At 74.7% G+C, this 16,130-nt stretch carries 10 protein-coding genes and 1 pseudogene; 6 read left to right on the top strand and 5 right to left on the bottom strand.

From position 1 onward, the window contains the following. Positions 1-2: 2 nt before the first annotated feature. The 4 genes and pseudogenes from P3H78_RS00055 to P3H78_RS33260 form a co-directional block, all read right to left on the bottom strand. Positions 3-1,367, bottom strand: a complete 1,365-nt coding sequence (locus P3H78_RS00055) for an ADP-ribosylglycohydrolase family protein (protein WP_276106596.1) — start codon at positions 1,365-1,367, stop codon at positions 3-5. Then, the gene (locus P3H78_RS00050) at positions 1,355-2,530 is read right to left on the bottom strand and encodes an ADP-ribosylglycohydrolase family protein (protein WP_276106595.1); all 1,176 of its coding nucleotides are present in this window, start codon (positions 2,528-2,530) and stop codon (positions 1,355-1,357) included. The genes P3H78_RS00055 and P3H78_RS00050 overlap by 13 nt, the downstream gene beginning before the upstream one ends. A gap of 8 nt (positions 2,531-2,538) precedes the next feature. Continuing rightward, complete coding sequence (locus P3H78_RS00045) at positions 2,539-3,654, bottom strand: ADP-ribosylglycohydrolase family protein (protein ID WP_276106594.1); 1,116 nt, start codon at positions 3,652-3,654, stop codon at positions 2,539-2,541. A gap of 782 nt (positions 3,655-4,436) precedes the next feature. Then, positions 4,437-5,477: pseudogene (locus P3H78_RS33260) on the bottom strand (ADP-ribosylglycohydrolase family protein); the annotation flags it as partial. 274 nt (positions 5,478-5,751) lie between these two features. Between P3H78_RS33260 and P3H78_RS00035 the strand changes: the two are divergent. From P3H78_RS00035 to P3H78_RS00020, 4 genes are all read left to right on the top strand, one after another. Further along, entirely contained in the window at positions 5,752-6,483 is a 732-nt protein-coding gene (locus tag P3H78_RS00035; RefSeq protein ID WP_276106592.1) for a VIT1/CCC1 transporter family protein, read from the top strand. 457 nt (positions 6,484-6,940) lie between these two features. After that, complete coding sequence (gene gltB / locus P3H78_RS00030) at positions 6,941-11,452, top strand: glutamate synthase large subunit (protein WP_276107302.1); 4,512 nt, start codon at positions 6,941-6,943, stop codon at positions 11,450-11,452. Next, on the top strand, positions 11,445-12,908 hold the full coding sequence (locus tag P3H78_RS00025; protein WP_276106591.1) for a glutamate synthase subunit beta: 1,464 nt from the start codon (positions 11,445-11,447) through the stop codon (positions 12,906-12,908). The genes gltB and P3H78_RS00025 overlap by 8 nt, the downstream gene beginning before the upstream one ends. A 213-nt stretch (positions 12,909-13,121) precedes the next feature. After that, complete coding sequence (locus P3H78_RS00020; protein WP_276106590.1) at positions 13,122-13,847, top strand: vWA domain-containing protein; 726 nt, start codon at positions 13,122-13,124, stop codon at positions 13,845-13,847. Between the two features lie 67 nt (positions 13,848-13,914). Here the strand turns inward: P3H78_RS00020 and P3H78_RS00015 are convergent, their stop codons facing one another. Then, positions 13,915-14,814, bottom strand: a complete 900-nt coding sequence (locus P3H78_RS00015) for a hypothetical protein (RefSeq protein ID WP_276106589.1) — start codon at positions 14,812-14,814, stop codon at positions 13,915-13,917. Between the two features lie 111 nt (positions 14,815-14,925). Here P3H78_RS00015 and P3H78_RS00010 point away from each other — a divergent pair, with 111 nt between their 5' ends. Together P3H78_RS00010 and P3H78_RS33455 are read left to right on the top strand one after the other, a co-directional pair. Continuing rightward, a complete protein-coding gene (locus P3H78_RS00010; protein WP_276106588.1) occupies positions 14,926-15,276 on the top strand; it encodes a chorismate mutase in 351 nt (116 codons plus the stop codon). A gap of 135 nt (positions 15,277-15,411) precedes the next feature. Continuing rightward, positions 15,412-16,110 carry a response regulator gene (locus P3H78_RS33455; protein ID WP_438827884.1) on the top strand — a complete coding sequence of 233 codons (699 nt, stop codon included), beginning with the start codon at positions 15,412-15,414 and terminating at the stop codon, positions 16,108-16,110. Positions 16,111-16,130: the final 20 nt, after the last annotated feature.

The raw sequence follows: 16,130 nt of genomic DNA, 5'->3' as shown, positions 1-16,130 counted from the left end.
GGTCATGGGCGGGACGCCTCCAGGTGCGTGAGACGGGCCAGGTGGTCGAAGCCGGTGCCGTCGAAGTCGCCCACCGTCGTCGTCAGCCGGTTCTTCAGCGGGGCGGTCCACCGGTCGGGCAGGGCGCCGGGGGAGCCGGCGAGGAGGCCGGCGACGGCGCCCGCGGTCGCGCCGTCGGAGTCGGTGTCCCAGCCGCCGGACACGGCCCGGCAGACCGACCCGGTGAAGTCGCCGTCCGCGTGGGTGAGCGCGGCCGCGATCAGGGCGGTGTTGGGCACCGCGTGCACCCAGTGGTACAGCGGGCCGTAGGCGGCGTGCAGTTCGTCGACGACGGTGTCGAAGTCGGGGTGCGTACGGGCGAGTTGCACGCCGTGGCGGACCGCGCGGGCCAGCCGGGAGCCGGGCGGGACGACCGTCAGGCCGGTGGCCAGGCAGGCGTGCACGTCGTCGGTGCCGCCCGCCGCCGCCGCGGTGACGGCGGCGGCGAACATCGCCGCGTAGACCCCGTTCGCGGTGTGGCTGAGGACCGCGTCCCGGTGGGCCTGCGCGGCGGCCGCCGCCGGGTCGCCGGGGTTGGTCCAGCCGTGCACGTCGGCGCGGATCAGCGCGCCGATCCACTCGCGGAACGGGTTGCGGTGGCGGGCGGTGTGCGGGGGCTCGACGCCTTCGAGGAGGTTGCGGTAGGCGACGCGTTCGGCGGTGAAGGTGCGGCCCGCGGGCAGTTCCTCCAGCCACAGCCGGGCCACGTCGGCGGTGGTGAAGGCGCGGCCGTGGCGGTGCAGCAGGAGCAGGTTGACCAGCGCGTAGTCGAGGTCGTCGTCGGCGGGCATGCCGTCGATGTTCTCGGCGAGGGACGTGGCCGCCGAACGCCGGTTCCACGGGTACGCCGCCGCGAGGTCCTCGGGCACCCCGCGGGCCGTGAACCAGGTGGACAGCGGCCAGTTGCCGGTGGCCTGCGCCAGCCGGCGGATCCCTTCCAGGGGGAGCCGCTCGACGGGCTTGCCGAGCAGGCAGCCGGCGGCCCGGCCCAGCCAGGCCGCCTCCAGCGCGGGCAGCGGCACCGGCACGGGGCGCTGCGGCCGGGCGGGCCAGCGCGGGCACAGCGCCCTGATCCCGGCGAGGTCCGTCGGCTCGGCGTCCGCCAGCGAGCTGGGCAGCCCGGCGAGTTCGTCCAGCAGGTCCTCCGCAAGCAGCCGCAGATAGCGCGATGCCGGCTGCGGCGAGGCGCCCGCGCGGTCCGGGGCCTCGGGACCGCCCGCCGCGGCCCACCGGGCGGCGACCGCCTTAGGCTCGCGCCCGTCGTGCCGCGCCTGACGCAACTCGTGGCCGAGGAGGTCCTCCGGCTGGACCCAGGTCAGTCGGAGCACGCGGTGCCTCCCATCCCGGCGAACGCCCGCTCGTGGGCGCGCCGCCGTGTCACGTCCTGTGCGAACACCTCGCGGGTCACCCCGGCCAGCACGCGGGCCGGCTCCCACAGGTCCAGGCGGCTCGCCTCCGCCACCGTCTTGGCCCAGTCCTCCGGCACCGGCGAGCCCAGCGCCCCGGCGAGCGCCCCGGCCATGGTGGCGATGGAGTCGCAGTCGCGGCCGTAGTTCACCGCGCCGAGGACCGCGTGCCGCCCGTCGCCGCGCGCGACCACCAGCATCCCCAGCGCGACGGGGAGTTCCTCGATCGCGTGCAGCCGCGAGGGGCGGCGGGCGCCCAGCGAGGGGGCGCGGTAGTCGGGTCCCACCGTGTCGAACGGCGCCACCGCCGTGCGCAGCGGGGCCAGCGCCGACTCGAAGTCGGTGTACCGGGCCGCCGCCTCGCACACCGCCTCGATCGCCGTGCGGGTGCCGTCCTTCGCGGTCGCCAGGCACGCCGCGACCACCGAGTCGCAGGTCGCGCCCGGCGAGCAGGCGGCCGCGACCCCGGCGGCCAGCACACCGGCCGCCTCCCGGCCGTACGACGACTGGTGGGCGCCCGCGATGTCGAGGGCCTCCGCGTAGGCGGCCGCGGGGTTCGCCGCGTTGACCAGGCCGACCGGAGCCGTGTACATCGCGGCCCCGCAGTTCACGATGTTGCCGACGCCGGCCTCGCGCGGGTCCGCGTGGCCGTAGTGCAGCCGCGTCACCAGCCACTTCTCGGCGAGGAAGACCCGGTGCAGCGGCAGCGCCTCGGCCTCCAGTTCGGGGATCCACCGCGGGTTCGTCATCATGTCCGGCACCAGCCGGTCGGCGATCGCGTAGGCGTCGAGGTGGTCGCGGACCTGCGCGTAGACCCGGACCAGGGCGTGCGTCATCAAGGTGTCGTCGGTGACGTGGCCGTCACCCTTGTGGTACGGCGCGAGGGGGCGGGCGGTGCGCCAGGCGTCGCCGTGCCAGGGGCCGACGACGCCGTGGACGCGGCCTCCGTGGCGTTCGAGGATCTGGTCGGGGGAGTAGCCCTCGACCGGGCCGCCGAGGGCGTCGCCGACGGCGGCGCCGACCAGGGCGCCGGTGATCCGGTCGTCGAGGCTCGCGCCGCGGCACTTCTCTCCTGTGGGCGTCATGTCCCGAATCATCCCCCCGGTGTCGCCGGTTGCGCGGCTTCGAGGAGCTCGGCGAGTTCCACCAGGTCGGTGCCGGTGAGGCGGGGCAGCACACACCCCGGGAGGGTGCGGCAGGCCGCCCGCCACGCGGCCGGGATCGCCTCCCGGCCGCCGAGGGCGCCGGTCAGGGCACCCACCAGGGCCGGCGCCGAGTCCGCGACCCGGGACAGGCACACCGCGGCCGGCACCGCCTCCGCGATCCGGCCGCCCGCCGCCGTGGCCAGGGCGAGGGCGACCGGCACGGTCTCGGCGGCGGCGATCCCGTAGCTGTAGACGTGGTCGACGATCTCGTGCTCCAGCAGCGGCACGGCGGCGAACGCGCCGCCGGCGTCCCGGGCCAGCCGCAGGGCGTGCCGGGCGTTGCGGCCGATCTCGGTCCCCTCGGGCAGTTCGGCGAGGGCGGCGGTGACGCAGTGCTCCACCTCCGCCCCGCCCAGGGCCGTGGCGAGCGCCGCGGCGACGGCGCGGGCTCCGTGCACACCGTCGCCGTCCTGGGTGTAGCGGGCGTCGAACTCGGCCAGCCCGGCCGCGCGCCGGGGATCGCCCGGGTGGGCGACGGCGAGCACGCAGGCGCGCACGCACGCGGCGTCGTCGAAGTAGTGCGGGTTGTCGTGCCCGCTGGCGGGCGGGCGCAGCCCGGCGGCGAGGTTGCCGAGACCGGCCCGCACCGAGATGCGGGCGCGCAGCGGCAGCACCGCCGACTCGATCTCGGGGGCGCGTTCGGCGGCCGCGGCGACCTCGGCCGCCAGGGCGCTCCAGGCCAGGTCGATCGCGGCCCGGGTACGGCGCTCCCGGCCGAGGTCGCCGAGGGCGCGGTCGTCCCCGGCGCCGAGCACGGCCTCCGCCGCGAACGCCGCCCATTCCGCGTCGTCGGAGGGGCCGAGCCGCAGTGGCTCCGGGGGCTGGTTCAGGGCGATGGGGACCGGGAGCGTGGTCGTGGCGTTCTGCTCGGCGAAGGTGTCCAGCTCGCGGGTGAGGCGGCGGGTCCACTCGGGCATCCGGGCGGCCCGGTGCCGGGCGGCGGGCCAGCCGGCGGCGTCCCCGGCGGCCAGCCCCAGCAGCAGCCCCTCCACCCGCCGCGTCACGACCGCACCCCGTCCCGCCCGGCCACGCCCGCACCCCGTCCCCGCGACCCGTCCGGCCCGGGGCCCCGCGCCCCCTCCGTCCCGCCGCTCTCCCCGGCCGCTGCGTCCGGGCCCCCGCCCACCGCCCCACGCCGGCCGACTCCGCGCCCGGGTTCCGCGTGGTGCGGGGCGGGCTCGGTCCCGGGGGCCGCCTCACGGGAGGCGGTTCCGGCCCGGGCGGGTGCCTCGGCCGCCCTGTCCCCGTCCCCGGCGGGTGCGCCGCGTGGTGCGGCCGCGTTCCTGGCGGGCGCCGCGGACGCGGCGGTTCCGGCCCGGGCGGGTTCCCCGCGCGGCGGGGTACCGCCTGAGGAGGGTGTGTCGCGCGTCCCGGTTCCTGCCCCCGTGCGTGTGCCGCGCGGTGCGGATGCGGCGGGTGTCCCGTCTGCCGCGTCTGCGGCTCCGGCGGGTGCTTCGGCCGGCGCAGCGGCGTCGTGGGCGGGTGTGTCGGCCGAAGCGGCCGGGGTCCTGGTGGGGCCGTCGCAGGGGGCGGTTCCGTCCCGGGCGGGTGTGCCGCCCGAGTCGGCCGCGGCCCCCGTGCATGCGCCGCGCGGCGCGGCCCCGCCCGCGCAGAGCGCGCCGCCCGTCCGGGCTCCGGCCACGGCGGACGTCCCGTCCGTCACGGCTGCGGCCCCGGCGGCTCCCCTGCGGTCCGGCGCGGGGTCGGTGGGGGGCTCGGGGGCGGGGGAGGTGGTGTTCAGGTGGGTGCACCGGGGGACCGTGCGGGTGCGCGGGGGTTCGCGCGGCGGGGCTTCCGGAGCCGCCGCGGGAGCCGTGTCCGTCGCCCGTTCCGCGGCCGCCGCCTCCCGGCGGGCCGCGGAGACCAGGGCGTCCGCCACGTCCAGGACGTGGTGACCCGCCATCGACGGCAGGCAGGTGCCGCGGGCCGGGCCGATGGCCGCCGCCCACTCCCCGGGGATCGCGGACGCGCCCCGGGTCGCGCCCGCGAGGGCGCCGGCCACCGCGGCCGTGGTGTCGGCGTCGCGGCCCATGTTCACGGCGGTCAGGACCGCGTCCCGGAAGTCCCCGTCGGCGGCCGCGTACGCGCCGAAGGCGAGGGCGACCGCCTCGGGGGCCAGGTCGGTCCACGGGTAGCCGCCGACGACGACGGCCGAGCGGACGGCGCGCTCGCCGCGTCGGGCGGCGGCCGCGGCACGGCGCAGGGACCGGGCCGTCCAGGAGTCGTCCGGGACCGCGGCCAGTGCCGCGGCCACCACCGCCACCGGGGTCGCGCCCGCCATGGCCGCCGCGACCCCGGCGGCCACCGCCCGGCCGCCGTGGATGCCTTCGCCCTCGTGGCTGACCGAGCCGTCGATCGCCGCGAGCCGTGCCGCCTCGGCGGGCCGGCCGGCGGCGAACACCCCGAAGGGTGCCGCGCGCATGGCCAGGCCGTCGCTCCAGGCGTGCCGGTGCTGCGCGGAGATGGGTGCGGCGAGGCCCCGGCGCAGGTTCTCCAGCGTGCCCCGCTCGCTGAAGCCGGCGCCCCGGAAGGGGCCCTCGGCGCGGCCGGCGATCCACTCGTGCCAGGCCGCCTCCACGTGCGCCGGGGTCAGCGCCGAGCCGTGCCGGGCGAGCAGCAGCCCGGAGAACACGGCGTACTCGGTGTCGTCGGTCCCCGCGGGGCGCTCGGAGACGTAACCGGTGATGCGGCCCCAGCGGGCCCGGATCTCGGACGGCCGGAGGTTCTCCGCGGGCGCGCCGAGCGCGTCGCCGACGGCGAGGCCGAGCAGTGCGCCGCGGGCCCGGTCGCGCAGCACGGCCGGGGGGACGCTGTCGGGCGGTGCCATCGCGGGCTCTCCTCTCCGGGCGCCGTACGGGGCGCGCGACCCTGTTGCGGAACTGTCCCCGGCCCGGTCCCCGGTGCAGCCCGATGGGCCTCAGCGTCACCCGGTCGACGGCCGCACGGCGGCCTCGCACGAAGCGGCAAGGAACGGTAAACGTGCAGGTTAGCCGAGCCTTTCCTTGCTGGCGGGCGCGGAATGGACAACGTAGATTCAGGGTTGTCGAAAAGTAGAACTCGTCCAAAAGACAGCCTTACCTAAGCTCCCCGGGGGGATCTCCATGGCCATCATCGACACCGAGGCGACGCTGCACGAGGCGCACCGCGACAACCACACCCACCGCGACGTGAACGGTGGCTGGCTGCGCCCGGCGGTCTTCGGCGCGATGGACGGCCTGGTGTCCAACCTCGCCCTGATGACCGGTGTCGCGGGCGGCGCGGTCGCCCAGCAGACCCTGGTCCTCACCGGCCTCGCGGGTCTGGCCGCCGGCGCCTTCTCGATGGCGGCCGGCGAGTACACCTCCGTCGCCTCCCAGCGCGAGCTGGTCGAGGCCGAGCTGGACGTGGAGCGGCGCGAGCTGCGCAAGCACCCCCAGGACGAGGAGGACGAGCTGGCCGCGCTCTACGTCGCGCGGGGCGTCGAGCCGGAACTGGCCCGCGAGGTCGCCCGCCAGCTGTCGAAGGACCCCGAGCAGGCCCTGGAGATCCACGCCCGCGAGGAACTGGGCATCGACCCCTCCGACCTGCCCTCGCCCCTGGTCGCCGCGGTGTCCTCCTTCGGCTCCTTCGCGCTCGGGGCGCTGCTCCCCGTCCTGCCGTACCTGCTGGGCGCGTCCGTGCTGTGGCCCGCGGTGCTGCTCGCCCTCGTCGGCCTCTTCGCCTGCGGTGCGGTGGTGGCCAGGGTGACGGCGCGCACCTGGTGGTTCAGCGGCCTGCGCCAGCTCGCCCTCGGCGGTGCCGCCGCCGGTGTGACGTACGCCCTGGGAGCCCTGTTCGGCACCGCCGTAGGGTGACCCCGCCGGGGGCCTGTGCGCCGGCCTGCGCAAGTAGTTGTTACTCGCTGGTTTCGAGGGTGTGACCACCGGGCATGAGCCGTAAGCGCTGTCGGCAATGACGCCTGCCGCGCACCGGCGGGGCGGGCGATGCCGCCCCTCCCGCACATCCGGGCCGAGGGACACCGATCTGTCCCGACGGTCCTCCACGGCTTCCACCGCCGGGCCGCGGTCACCCCGCCGTCGCCCCCACAGGTGTCCGCATGTTGGAACGGGGTATCCGGTTCCCGAGAACCGCTCCATCATGTAACCTGCACGAAATTTTGCACCACGCAGAGGGCCAACGTCGTCCCTCGGCACCAGCAGTTGCCACCTGACGACGACGGGAGAGCCGATGCGTACGCCGCGCCAGCCGTCCCAGCACTCCGCGAATGGCCAGAACTGGTCGTTCATGGATGCTCGCCCTGCTGCGCAGGGTATGTACGACCCCCGCAACGAGCACGACGCCTGCGGCGTCGGATTCGTGGCCACCCTCACCGGTGTGGCGAGTCATGCGCTGGTCGAGCAGGCGCTCACCGTGCTGCGCAACCTGGAGCACCGGGGCGCCACCGGCTCCGAGCCCGACTCCGGCGACGGTGCGGGCCTGCTCGCCCAGGTCCCCGACGCCTTCCTGCGCGAGGTGGCCGGATTCGAACTGCCCGAGGCGGGCGCCTACGCCGTCGGCATCGCCTTCCTGCCCGAGGACGGCACCGACGACGCCGTCTCACGGATCGAGACGATCGCGGCCGACGAGGGCCTGACCGTGCTCGGCTGGCGCACCGTCCCGGTCGCCCCCGAACTGCTCGGCGCCACCGCCCGCTCCACCATGCCGGCCTTCCGCCAGCTCTTCGTCGCCGACGGCAGCAGCACCGGGATCGCCCTGGACCGCAAGGCGTTCGTGCTGCGCAAGCGCGCCGAGCGCGAGGCGGGCGTCTACTTCCCGTCCCTGTCGGCCCGCACCCTCGTCTACAAGGGCATGCTGACCACCGGCCAGCTGGAGCCCTTCTTCCCCGACCTGTCCGACCGCCGCTTCGCCTCGGCGATCGCGCTCGTCCACTCGCGCTTCTCGACGAACACCTTCCCGAGCTGGCCGCTCGCCCACCCCTACCGCTTCGTCGCGCACAACGGTGAGATCAACACCGTCAGGGGCAACCGCAACTGGATGGTCGCCCGCGAGTCCCAGCTCGCCTCCGAGCTCTTCGGCGACCGCGACGACCTCACGCGCATCTTCCCGATCTGCACCCCGGACGCCTCCGACTCCGCGTCCTTCGACGAGGTCCTCGAACTGCTGCACCTCGGCGGCCGCTCGCTGCCGCACTCCGTGCTCATGATGATCCCGGAGGCGTGGGAGAACCACGACTCCATGGACCCGGCCCGGCGCGCCTTCTACCAGTACCACTCCACGATGATGGAGCCCTGGGACGGCCCCGCCTGCGTCACCTTCACCGACGGCACCCAGGTCGGCGCCGTCCTCGACCGCAACGGCCTGCGCCCCGGCCGCTACTGGGTCACCGACGACGGCCTCGTCGTCCTCGGCTCCGAGGTCGGCGTCCTCGACATCGACCCCGCCCGGGTCGTCCGCAAGGGCCGGCTGCAGCCCGGCCGGATGTTCCTCGTGGACACCGCCGAGCACCGCATCATCGAGGACGACGAGATCAAGGCGTCCCTCGCCGCCGAGCAGCCCTACGGCGACTGGGTGGAGACCGGCGAGATCGAACTCGGCGACCTGCCCGAGCGCGAGCACATCGTCCACACCCACGCCTCCGTCACCCGCCGCCAGCAGACCTTCGGCTACACCGAGGAGGAACTGCGCGTCCTCCTGGCGCCGATGGCCAAGACCGGCGCCGAGCCGATCGGCTCCATGGGCACCGACTCGCCCATCGCCGCGCTGAGCGAGCGCCCGCGCCTCCTCTTCGACTACTTCACCCAGCTGTTCGCGCAGGTCACCAACCCGCCGCTGGACGCGATCCGCGAGGAACTGGTCACCTCCCTGCGCTCCTCCCTCGGCCCGCAGGGCAACCTGCTCGAGCCGAGCGCGGCCTCCTGTCGCAGCGTCCTGCTGCCCTTCCCGGTCATCGACAACGACGAGCTGGCCAAGCTCATCCACATCAACGCCGACGGCGACATGCCCGGCTTCAAGGCCGCCACCCTCTCCGGCCTCTACCGGGTCTCCGGCGGCGGCGACGCGCTCGCCGCCCGGATCGAGGAGATCTGCGCCGAGGCCGACGCCGCCATCGGCAACGGCGCCCGCCTGATCGTCCTGTCCGACCGCCACTCCGACGCCGAGCACGCGCCGATCCCGTCGCTGCTGCTCACCGCGGCCGTCCACCACCACCTCATCCGCACCAAGCAGCGCACCCACGTGGGCCTGCTGGTCGAGGCCGGCGACGTCCGCGAGGTCCACCACGTCGCCCTCCTCATCGGCTTCGGCGCCGCCGCCGTCAACCCGTACCTGGCGATGGAGTCCGTGGAGGACCTGGTCCGCGCCGGCACCTTCCTGCCCGGCGCCGAACCCGAGCAGGCGATCCGCCACCTCATCCACGCCCTCGGCAAGGGCGTCCTGAAGGTCATGTCCAAGATGGGCATCTCCACCGTGGCCTCCTACCGAGGCGCCCAGGTCTTCGAGGCCGTCGGCCTCGACGAGGACTTCGTCGCGAAGTACTTCAACGGCACCACCACCAAGATCGGCGGCGTCGGCATCGACGTCGTCGCCAAGGAGGTCGCCGCCCGCCACGCCAAGGCCTACCCGGCCACCGGCATCGCCCCCGCGCACCGCGCGCTGGACATCGGCGGCGAGTACCAGTGGCGCCGCGAGGGCGAACCGCACCTCTTCGACCCGGAGACGGTCTTCCGCCTCCAGCACTCCACCCGCACCGGCCGCTACGACGTCTTCAAGAAGTACACCGACCGCGTCAACGAGCAGTCCGAGCGGCTGATGACGCTGCGCGGCCTGTTCGGCTTCGCCGCCGGCCGGCAGCCCGTCCCGCTCGACGAGGTCGAGCCGGCCTCCGAGATCGTCAAGCGCTTCTCCACCGGCGCCATGTCGTACGGCTCCATCTCCCAGGAGGCGCACGAGACGCTCGCCGTCGCCATGAACCAGCTGGGCGGCAAGTCCAACACCGGCGAGGGCGGCGAGGACCCGGAGCGCCTGTACGACCCGGCGCGCCGCTCCGCGATCAAGCAGGTCGCCTCCGGCCGCTTCGGCGTCACCAGCGAGTACCTGGTCAACGCGGACGACATCCAGATCAAGATGGCCCAGGGCGCCAAGCCCGGCGAGGGCGGCCAGCTTCCCGGCCACAAGGTGTACCCGTGGGTGGCGAAGACCCGGCACTCCACGCCGGGCGTGGGCCTCATCTCCCCGCCGCCGCACCACGACATCTACTCCATCGAGGACCTGGCCCAGCTGATCCACGACCTCAAGAACGCCAACCCGCAGGCCCGCATCCACGTGAAGCTGGTCTCCGAAGTCGGCGTCGGCACGGTCGCGGCCGGCGTGTCCAAGGCCCACGCGGACGTGGTGCTGATCTCCGGCCACGACGGCGGCACCGGCGCCTCCCCGCTCACCTCGCTCAAGCACGCGGGCGGCCCCTGGGAGCTCGGCCTCGCCGAGACCCAGCAGACCTTGCTGCTCAACGGCCTGCGCGACCGGATCGTGGTGCAGACCGACGGCCAGCTGAAGACCGGCCGCGACGTCGTCATCGCCGCGCTGCTCGGCGCCGAGGAGTTCGGCTTCGCGACCGCGCCGCTCGTCGTCTCCGGCTGCATCATGATGCGCGTGTGCCACCTGGACACCTGCCCGGTCGGCATCGCCACCCAGAACCCGGTGCTGCGCGAACGCTTCGCCGGCAAGGCCGAGTTCGTCGTGAACTTCTTCCAGTTCATCGCCGAGGAGGTCCGCGAGCTCCTCGCCGAGCTGGGCTTCCGCTCCATCGAGGAGGCCGTCGGCCACGCCGAGGTCCTCGACGTGGCCCGCGCCGTCGACCACTGGAAGGCGCAGGGCCTGGACCTGGAGCCCCTGTTCCACGTGCCCGAGCTGCCCGAGGGCGCCGTCCGCCACCAGGCCGTCGCCCAGGACCACGGCCTGGAGAAGGCGCTCGACAACGAGCTGATCAGGCTCTCCGCGGACGCCCTGTCCGCGGCCGGTGCCACCGACGCCCAGCCGGTGCGCGCCCAGGTCGCCATCCGCAACATCAACCGCACCGTCGGCACCATGCTGGGCCACGAGGTGACGAAGAAGTTCGGCGGCGCGGGCCTGCCCGACGACACCGTCGACATCACCTTCACCGGGTCCGCCGGCCAGTCCTTCGGCGCCTTCGTGCCGCGCGGGGTGACCCTGCGGCTGGAGGGCGACGCCAACGACTACGTCGGCAAGGGCCTGTCCGGCGGCCGCATCGTGGTCCGCCCCGACCGCGACGCCGACCACCTCGCCGAGTACAGCGTCATCGCCGGCAACACCCTCGCCTACGGCGCCACCGGCGGCGAGATGTTCCTGCGCGGCCGGACCGGCGAGCGGTTCTGCGTCCGCAACTCCGGCGCCCTGGTGGTCTCCGAGGGCGTCGGCGACCACGGCTGCGAGTACATGACCGGCGGGCGCGCGGTGGTGCTCGGCGAGACCGGCCGCAACTTCGCGGCCGGCATGTCCGGCGGCATCGCCTACGTCGTCGACCTCGACCGCAACAACGTCAACGCCGGCAACGCGGAATCCGTCGAACCGCTGGACGACGCGGACCGCACGTGGCTGCACGAGGTGGTGCGCCGGCACCAGGAGGAGACGGGCTCCACCGTCGCCGAGAAGCTGCTCGCCGACTGGGACACCGCCGTCACCCGCTTCAGCAAGATCATCCCCAGTACGTACAAGGCAGTGCTCGCCGCCAAGGACGCCGCCGAGCGAGCCGGTCTGTCCGAGACCGAGATCACCGAGAAGATGATGGAGGCGGCGGTCAATGGCTGATCCGAAGGGCTTTCTGAACCACGGCCGCGAAGTCGCCGAGTCCCGCCCGGTCCAGGAGCGCGTCCAGGACTGGAACGAGGTCTACGTCCCCGGCTCCCTGTTGCCGATCATCAGCAAGCAGGCCAGCCGGTGCATGGACTGCGGCATCCCGTTCTGCCACAACGGCTGCCCGCTCGGGAACCTGATCCCCGAGTGGAACGACTACGCGTACCGCGAGGACTGGGCGGCCGCCTCCGACCGGCTGCACGCGACCAACAACTTCCCGGAGTTCACCGGCCGCCTGTGCCCGGCTCCGTGCGAGTCGGCCTGCGTGCTCGGCATCAACCAGTCGCCGGTCACCATCAAGAACGTCGAGGTCTCCATCATCGACAAGGCGTGGGAGACCGGTGACGTCGCCCCGCAGGCCCCCGAGCGGCTCTCGGGCAAGACCGTCGCGGTCGTCGGCTCGGGCCCCGCGGGCCTGGCCGCCGCCCAGCAGCTGACCCGGGCCGGCCACACCGTCGCCGTCTACGAGCGCGCGGACCGCGTCGGCGGCCTGCTGCGGTACGGCATCCCCGAGTTCAAGATGGAGAAGCGGCACATCAACCGCCGCATCGAGCAGATGCGCGCGGAGGGCACCCGCTTCCGCACCGGCATCGAGATCGGCCGCGACCTGAAGGCCACCGACCTGAAGAAGCGGTACGACGCGGTCGTCCTGGCCGTCGGCGCGACCGCCGCCCGCGACCTGCCGGTGCCCGGCCGCGAACTGGCCGGCATCCACCAGGCGATGGAGTACCTGCCGCTGTCGAACAAGGTCCAGGAGGGCGACTACGTCGCCCCCCCGATCTCCGCCGAGGGCAAGCACGTCGTCGTCATCGGCGGCGGCGACACCGGCGCCGACTGCGTGGGCACCGCCCACCGCCAGGGCGCGGCCTCCGTCACCCAGCTGGAGATCATGCCCCGCCCGAACGACGACCGGCACCCCACCGACCAGCCCTGGCCGACCTTCCCGATCCTCTACAAGGTCACCTCGGCCCACGAGGAGGGCGGCGAACGCATCTACTCCGCGTCCACCACCCGCTTCGAGGGCGACGAGGACGGCAACGTGCAGTGGCTGCACCTCGCCGAGGTCGAGTTCGTCGACGGCCGGCCCACGCAGAAGCCCGGCACCGACCGCCGCATCCCGGCCCAACTGGTCACCCTCGCCATGGGCTTCACCGGTACCGACCGGGAGAACGGCCTGGTCGAGCAGTTCGGCCTGGAGCTCGACGAGCGCGGCAACATCGCCCGCGACGCCGACTTCCGGACCAACGTGCCCGGCGTGTTCGTCGCCGGCGACGCCGGCCGCGGCCAGTCCCTCATCGTGTGGGCGATCGCCGAGGGCCGCTCCGCCGCCCGCGGCGTCGACCACCACCTCGCGGGCGCCAGCGCACTGCCCGCCCCGATCCGCCCGACGGACCGTTCCCTGACGGCCTGACGGGTCCCGTGACCGGGACGGCGGCCCCCGGGCCGCCGCGACGGTCACCCGGCACACGTCCCGTACAACGGCGTACGGAACACCGACGGCGTCCGCCCACCAGTCCCCGACCGGACACGGGCGGGCGCCGTCACCCTTGCCGCCCCCCTGTGCGGCCGCCCCGGATCACGTAGCCTCGGCGCTCCGACGTCCTCGGCCGAAGGGGGAGCCGCCATGGCCGCGATCAGCCTGAGCAAGCTGGAGGAGACCGCGCCCGCGCTGGTCGCCCCGTACCGGAGCGCCGGGGTCTCGCTGCGCAAGCACGGCCTGGACGGACTGCGGGCCGCCGTCTACCTCGTACTCGACCGCTCCGGGTCCATGCGGCCGTACTACCGCGACGGCACCGTGCAGGCGCTCGCCGACCGGGTCCTGGGCCTGTCGGCGCACCTCGACGACGACGGGCGGGTGCCGGTGGTGTTCTTCTCCACCGACGTCGACGCGGTCGCCGACCTCTCCCTCGCCGGCCACGAGGGCCGCATCGCGCGCATCGCCGCCGGCCTCGGGCACATGGGCAGGACCAGCTACCACGCGGCGATGGACGCCGTCATCGACCACTACCTCGACAGCGGCGCCACCGACCCCGCCCTGGTGGTCTTCCAGACCGACGGCGGCCCCGCCGAGAAGCTCGCCGCGGAACGCTACCTGTGCAAGGCGGCCAGGCTGCCGCTGTTCTGGCAGTTCATCGGCTTCGGCGACCCCGGCAGCCGCCAGTTCGACTTCCTGCGCCGGCTCGACGACCTCGCGGTGCCCGGCCGGCGGATCGTCGACAACGCCGGCTTCTTCCACGCCGGGCCCGCCCCGGACCGCATGCCCGACGCGGACCTGTACGACCGCCTCGTGGGCGACTTCCCGGCCTGGCTGACGGCGGCACGGTCCCACGGCATCGTGGCACCGGCCTGACCGCACACCGCACCACCGCCCGTGTCCGGCCCGCCCCGGCTCCCGCCGCCGCCCCTCCCGCCCCCGCTCAGGTGTCGCACTCCAGCACCGTCCGGCACAGCGCGCACCGGGCCCGCACCCGGCCCTGCACCGGCACCCGGATCCGCTGGTGGCACGTCGGACAGGGGAACGACACCCGCAGCGGGCCGCGGCGGTCCGGAGTGAAGGAGTACGACACCGCCGGCTGCCCGCCCGGCGGCGGCGCATGCCCCTCGGCGTGCCGCCGGTCCCGGGCGTACCGGCGGCGGCCCGCCCAGCCCGCCGCCGTCAGCGGCGGCTGCCGCCCGTCGTCGCGGGCACGCGCCAGACCCGCGGAGTACGCCTCGTACGCCTGCGGGCTGGTGAACCACGGAGCCGGGTCCTCGCCGAAGAACAGCGCCCGCTTGGCCAGCACGTACCCGAACTCCTCCGGCGTCAGATAGCCGAGCTTCTGCGACGACACCCCGTCCTGCCGGAAGGCGTCCAGCAGCAGCCACCCCGCACCCAGGTAGGTGGCGGCCGTGTCGGTGAGGATCTCGTTCTCGCGGGTGGTCGGGAACGACAGGCCCAGGCGGTGCAGATAGACGTGCATCACCTCGTGCGCCAGCGCCGCGCCGATGTCCCGGCGATGTGTGCGGAACCGGTCGTTCAGCTCGATGAAGTACTCCGGGCCCGCGGCCAGTTCGACGTTCGCCGCGTGGGTCATGCGCCGGAAGGACACGATCAGCCGGGCATCCGGCAGACGGTAGTGCCGCACCAGCTCCCGGGCCACCCGCTGCGCCCCGAGATGCAGGTCGTCGGTGTCGCAGAAGGCGACGTCGGCGGGCGCCACACTGGTCCCGAAGGTCTCCACCGTCTCGTACGTCAACCGCCGGTACAGCGCCGTGATCGCGGCCCGCACCGTCTCCAGATGCGGGTATCCGCGCTCGACCGGTCCGTCGTCCGCCACGTCGCCCCCAAGGACGCTCTGCCCGTCCTCCCACTGTAGGCGCGCACGGCACGATTCCCCCGCCCGTCCACCCATGATCGACCGGCCGCGCACACCGTAGGGTGGACGCCCATGACCACCAGCACCACCGGTACCGATGACGTCGACCCCGCCGTCCGCGAGGAACTCGCGCGGCTGCGCAACAGCATCGACAACATCGACGCAGCCGTCGTCCACATGCTCGCCGAGCGCTTCAAGGCGACCCAGCAGGTCGGCCACCTCAAGGCCGCCCACCAGCTGCCGCCCGCCGACCCGGCCCGCGAGGCCCGCCAGATCGCCCGGCTGCGGGCCCTCGCCGAGGACGCCAAGCTGGACCCGGCCTTCGCCGAGAAGTTCCTCAACTTCATCATCGCCGAGGTGATCCGCCACCACGAGCGCATCGCCGAGGACTCCGGCAACGGCGAACCCCCGGCGGCGGACTGACCCCCTCGGCGCCCGCAGGACGTGACACCGCGACCCGGTGCACGCTGCGCCGTGCACCGCCCGTCAGCCCGGGACCACGCAGTGTCAGACCCCGGACGTACGCTGGTGGTCCCCACGCGGGAGGGACGTCGCGCCATGCCGTCGGACACCGGGATCCTGATCGTCGACGACCACCAGCACACCCTGTACGCCCTGGAGAGCGCCCTCGCCCCCCTCGGCCACCGCATCACCGTCGCCACCAGCGGGGACGAAGCCCTCAAGCAGGCGCTGCGCGGCCGGGTCGGCCTCCTGCTGCTGGACGTGCGCATGCCCGGCACCGGCGGCCTGGAGGTCGTACGCCACCTGCGCCGCCTGGAGCAGACCCGGCACATCCCCGTCGTCCTCCTCACCGGCTTCGGCCACGACCACGCCCTGGCCGTCACCGCCTTCCGGCTCGGCGTCGCCGACCTGCTCACCACACCCGTCGACCCCTGGACGCTGCGCACCAAGGTCCGCTACCTCTACGACGCCCACCGCCGCCAGCAGGCACTCCAGGACGAGGTCCGCGCGCTGCGCGCCCTGGCCGCCGGCCACCCCCGGCCCGCGGACACCGCCCCGCCCGCGCGGCACCCCCCGCGCCCCGACCGGCCCCGCCCCGCCCCCGGCGACCACCGGCCCGCCCCCGAGGACCACCACCCGGAGCCCGGCACCCGCCCCGCGGACCCCGGAGGCCACCCCGGCGACCCCGGCGGCGACCGCCCCGAACCGGGCACCCCCCACCCCGACGACGGCACCCCGCACCCCGCCCCCCGCGTCCCCCCCCCCCGCGACCGCCACCGGGCCGCGTCCGCCTAGGCGGATTTACCAGAAGCGTC

Origin of the sequence: Streptomyces tropicalis, assembly GCF_029269835.1 — a bacterium.
In the GTDB taxonomy this organism is placed as follows: domain Bacteria; phylum Actinomycetota; class Actinomycetes; order Streptomycetales; family Streptomycetaceae; genus Streptomyces; species Streptomyces tropicalis.
Note: the sequence above shows the minus strand (reverse complement) of the source record. Positions and strands in the feature narration are given on the sequence as shown.

Coding starts and splice junctions, on each gene's coding strand:
- P3H78_RS00035 (WP_276106592.1), top strand. CDS start 5,752: ATGGCCATCATCGACACCGAGGCGACGCTGCACGAGGCGCACCGCGAC.
- gltB (WP_276107302.1), top strand. CDS start 6,941: ATGTACGACCCCCGCAACGAGCACGACGCCTGCGGCGTCGGATTCGTG.
- P3H78_RS00010 (WP_276106588.1), top strand. CDS start 14,926: ATGACCACCAGCACCACCGGTACCGATGACGTCGACCCCGCCGTCCGC.
- P3H78_RS00025 (WP_276106591.1), top strand. CDS start 11,445: ATGGCTGATCCGAAGGGCTTTCTGAACCACGGCCGCGAAGTCGCCGAG.
- P3H78_RS00020 (WP_276106590.1), top strand. CDS start 13,122: ATGGCCGCGATCAGCCTGAGCAAGCTGGAGGAGACCGCGCCCGCGCTG.
- P3H78_RS33455 (WP_438827884.1), top strand. CDS start 15,412: ATGCCGTCGGACACCGGGATCCTGATCGTCGACGACCACCAGCACACC.
- P3H78_RS00050 (WP_276106595.1), bottom strand. CDS start 2,530: ATGACGCCCACAGGAGAGAAGTGCCGCGGCGCGAGCCTCGACGACCGG.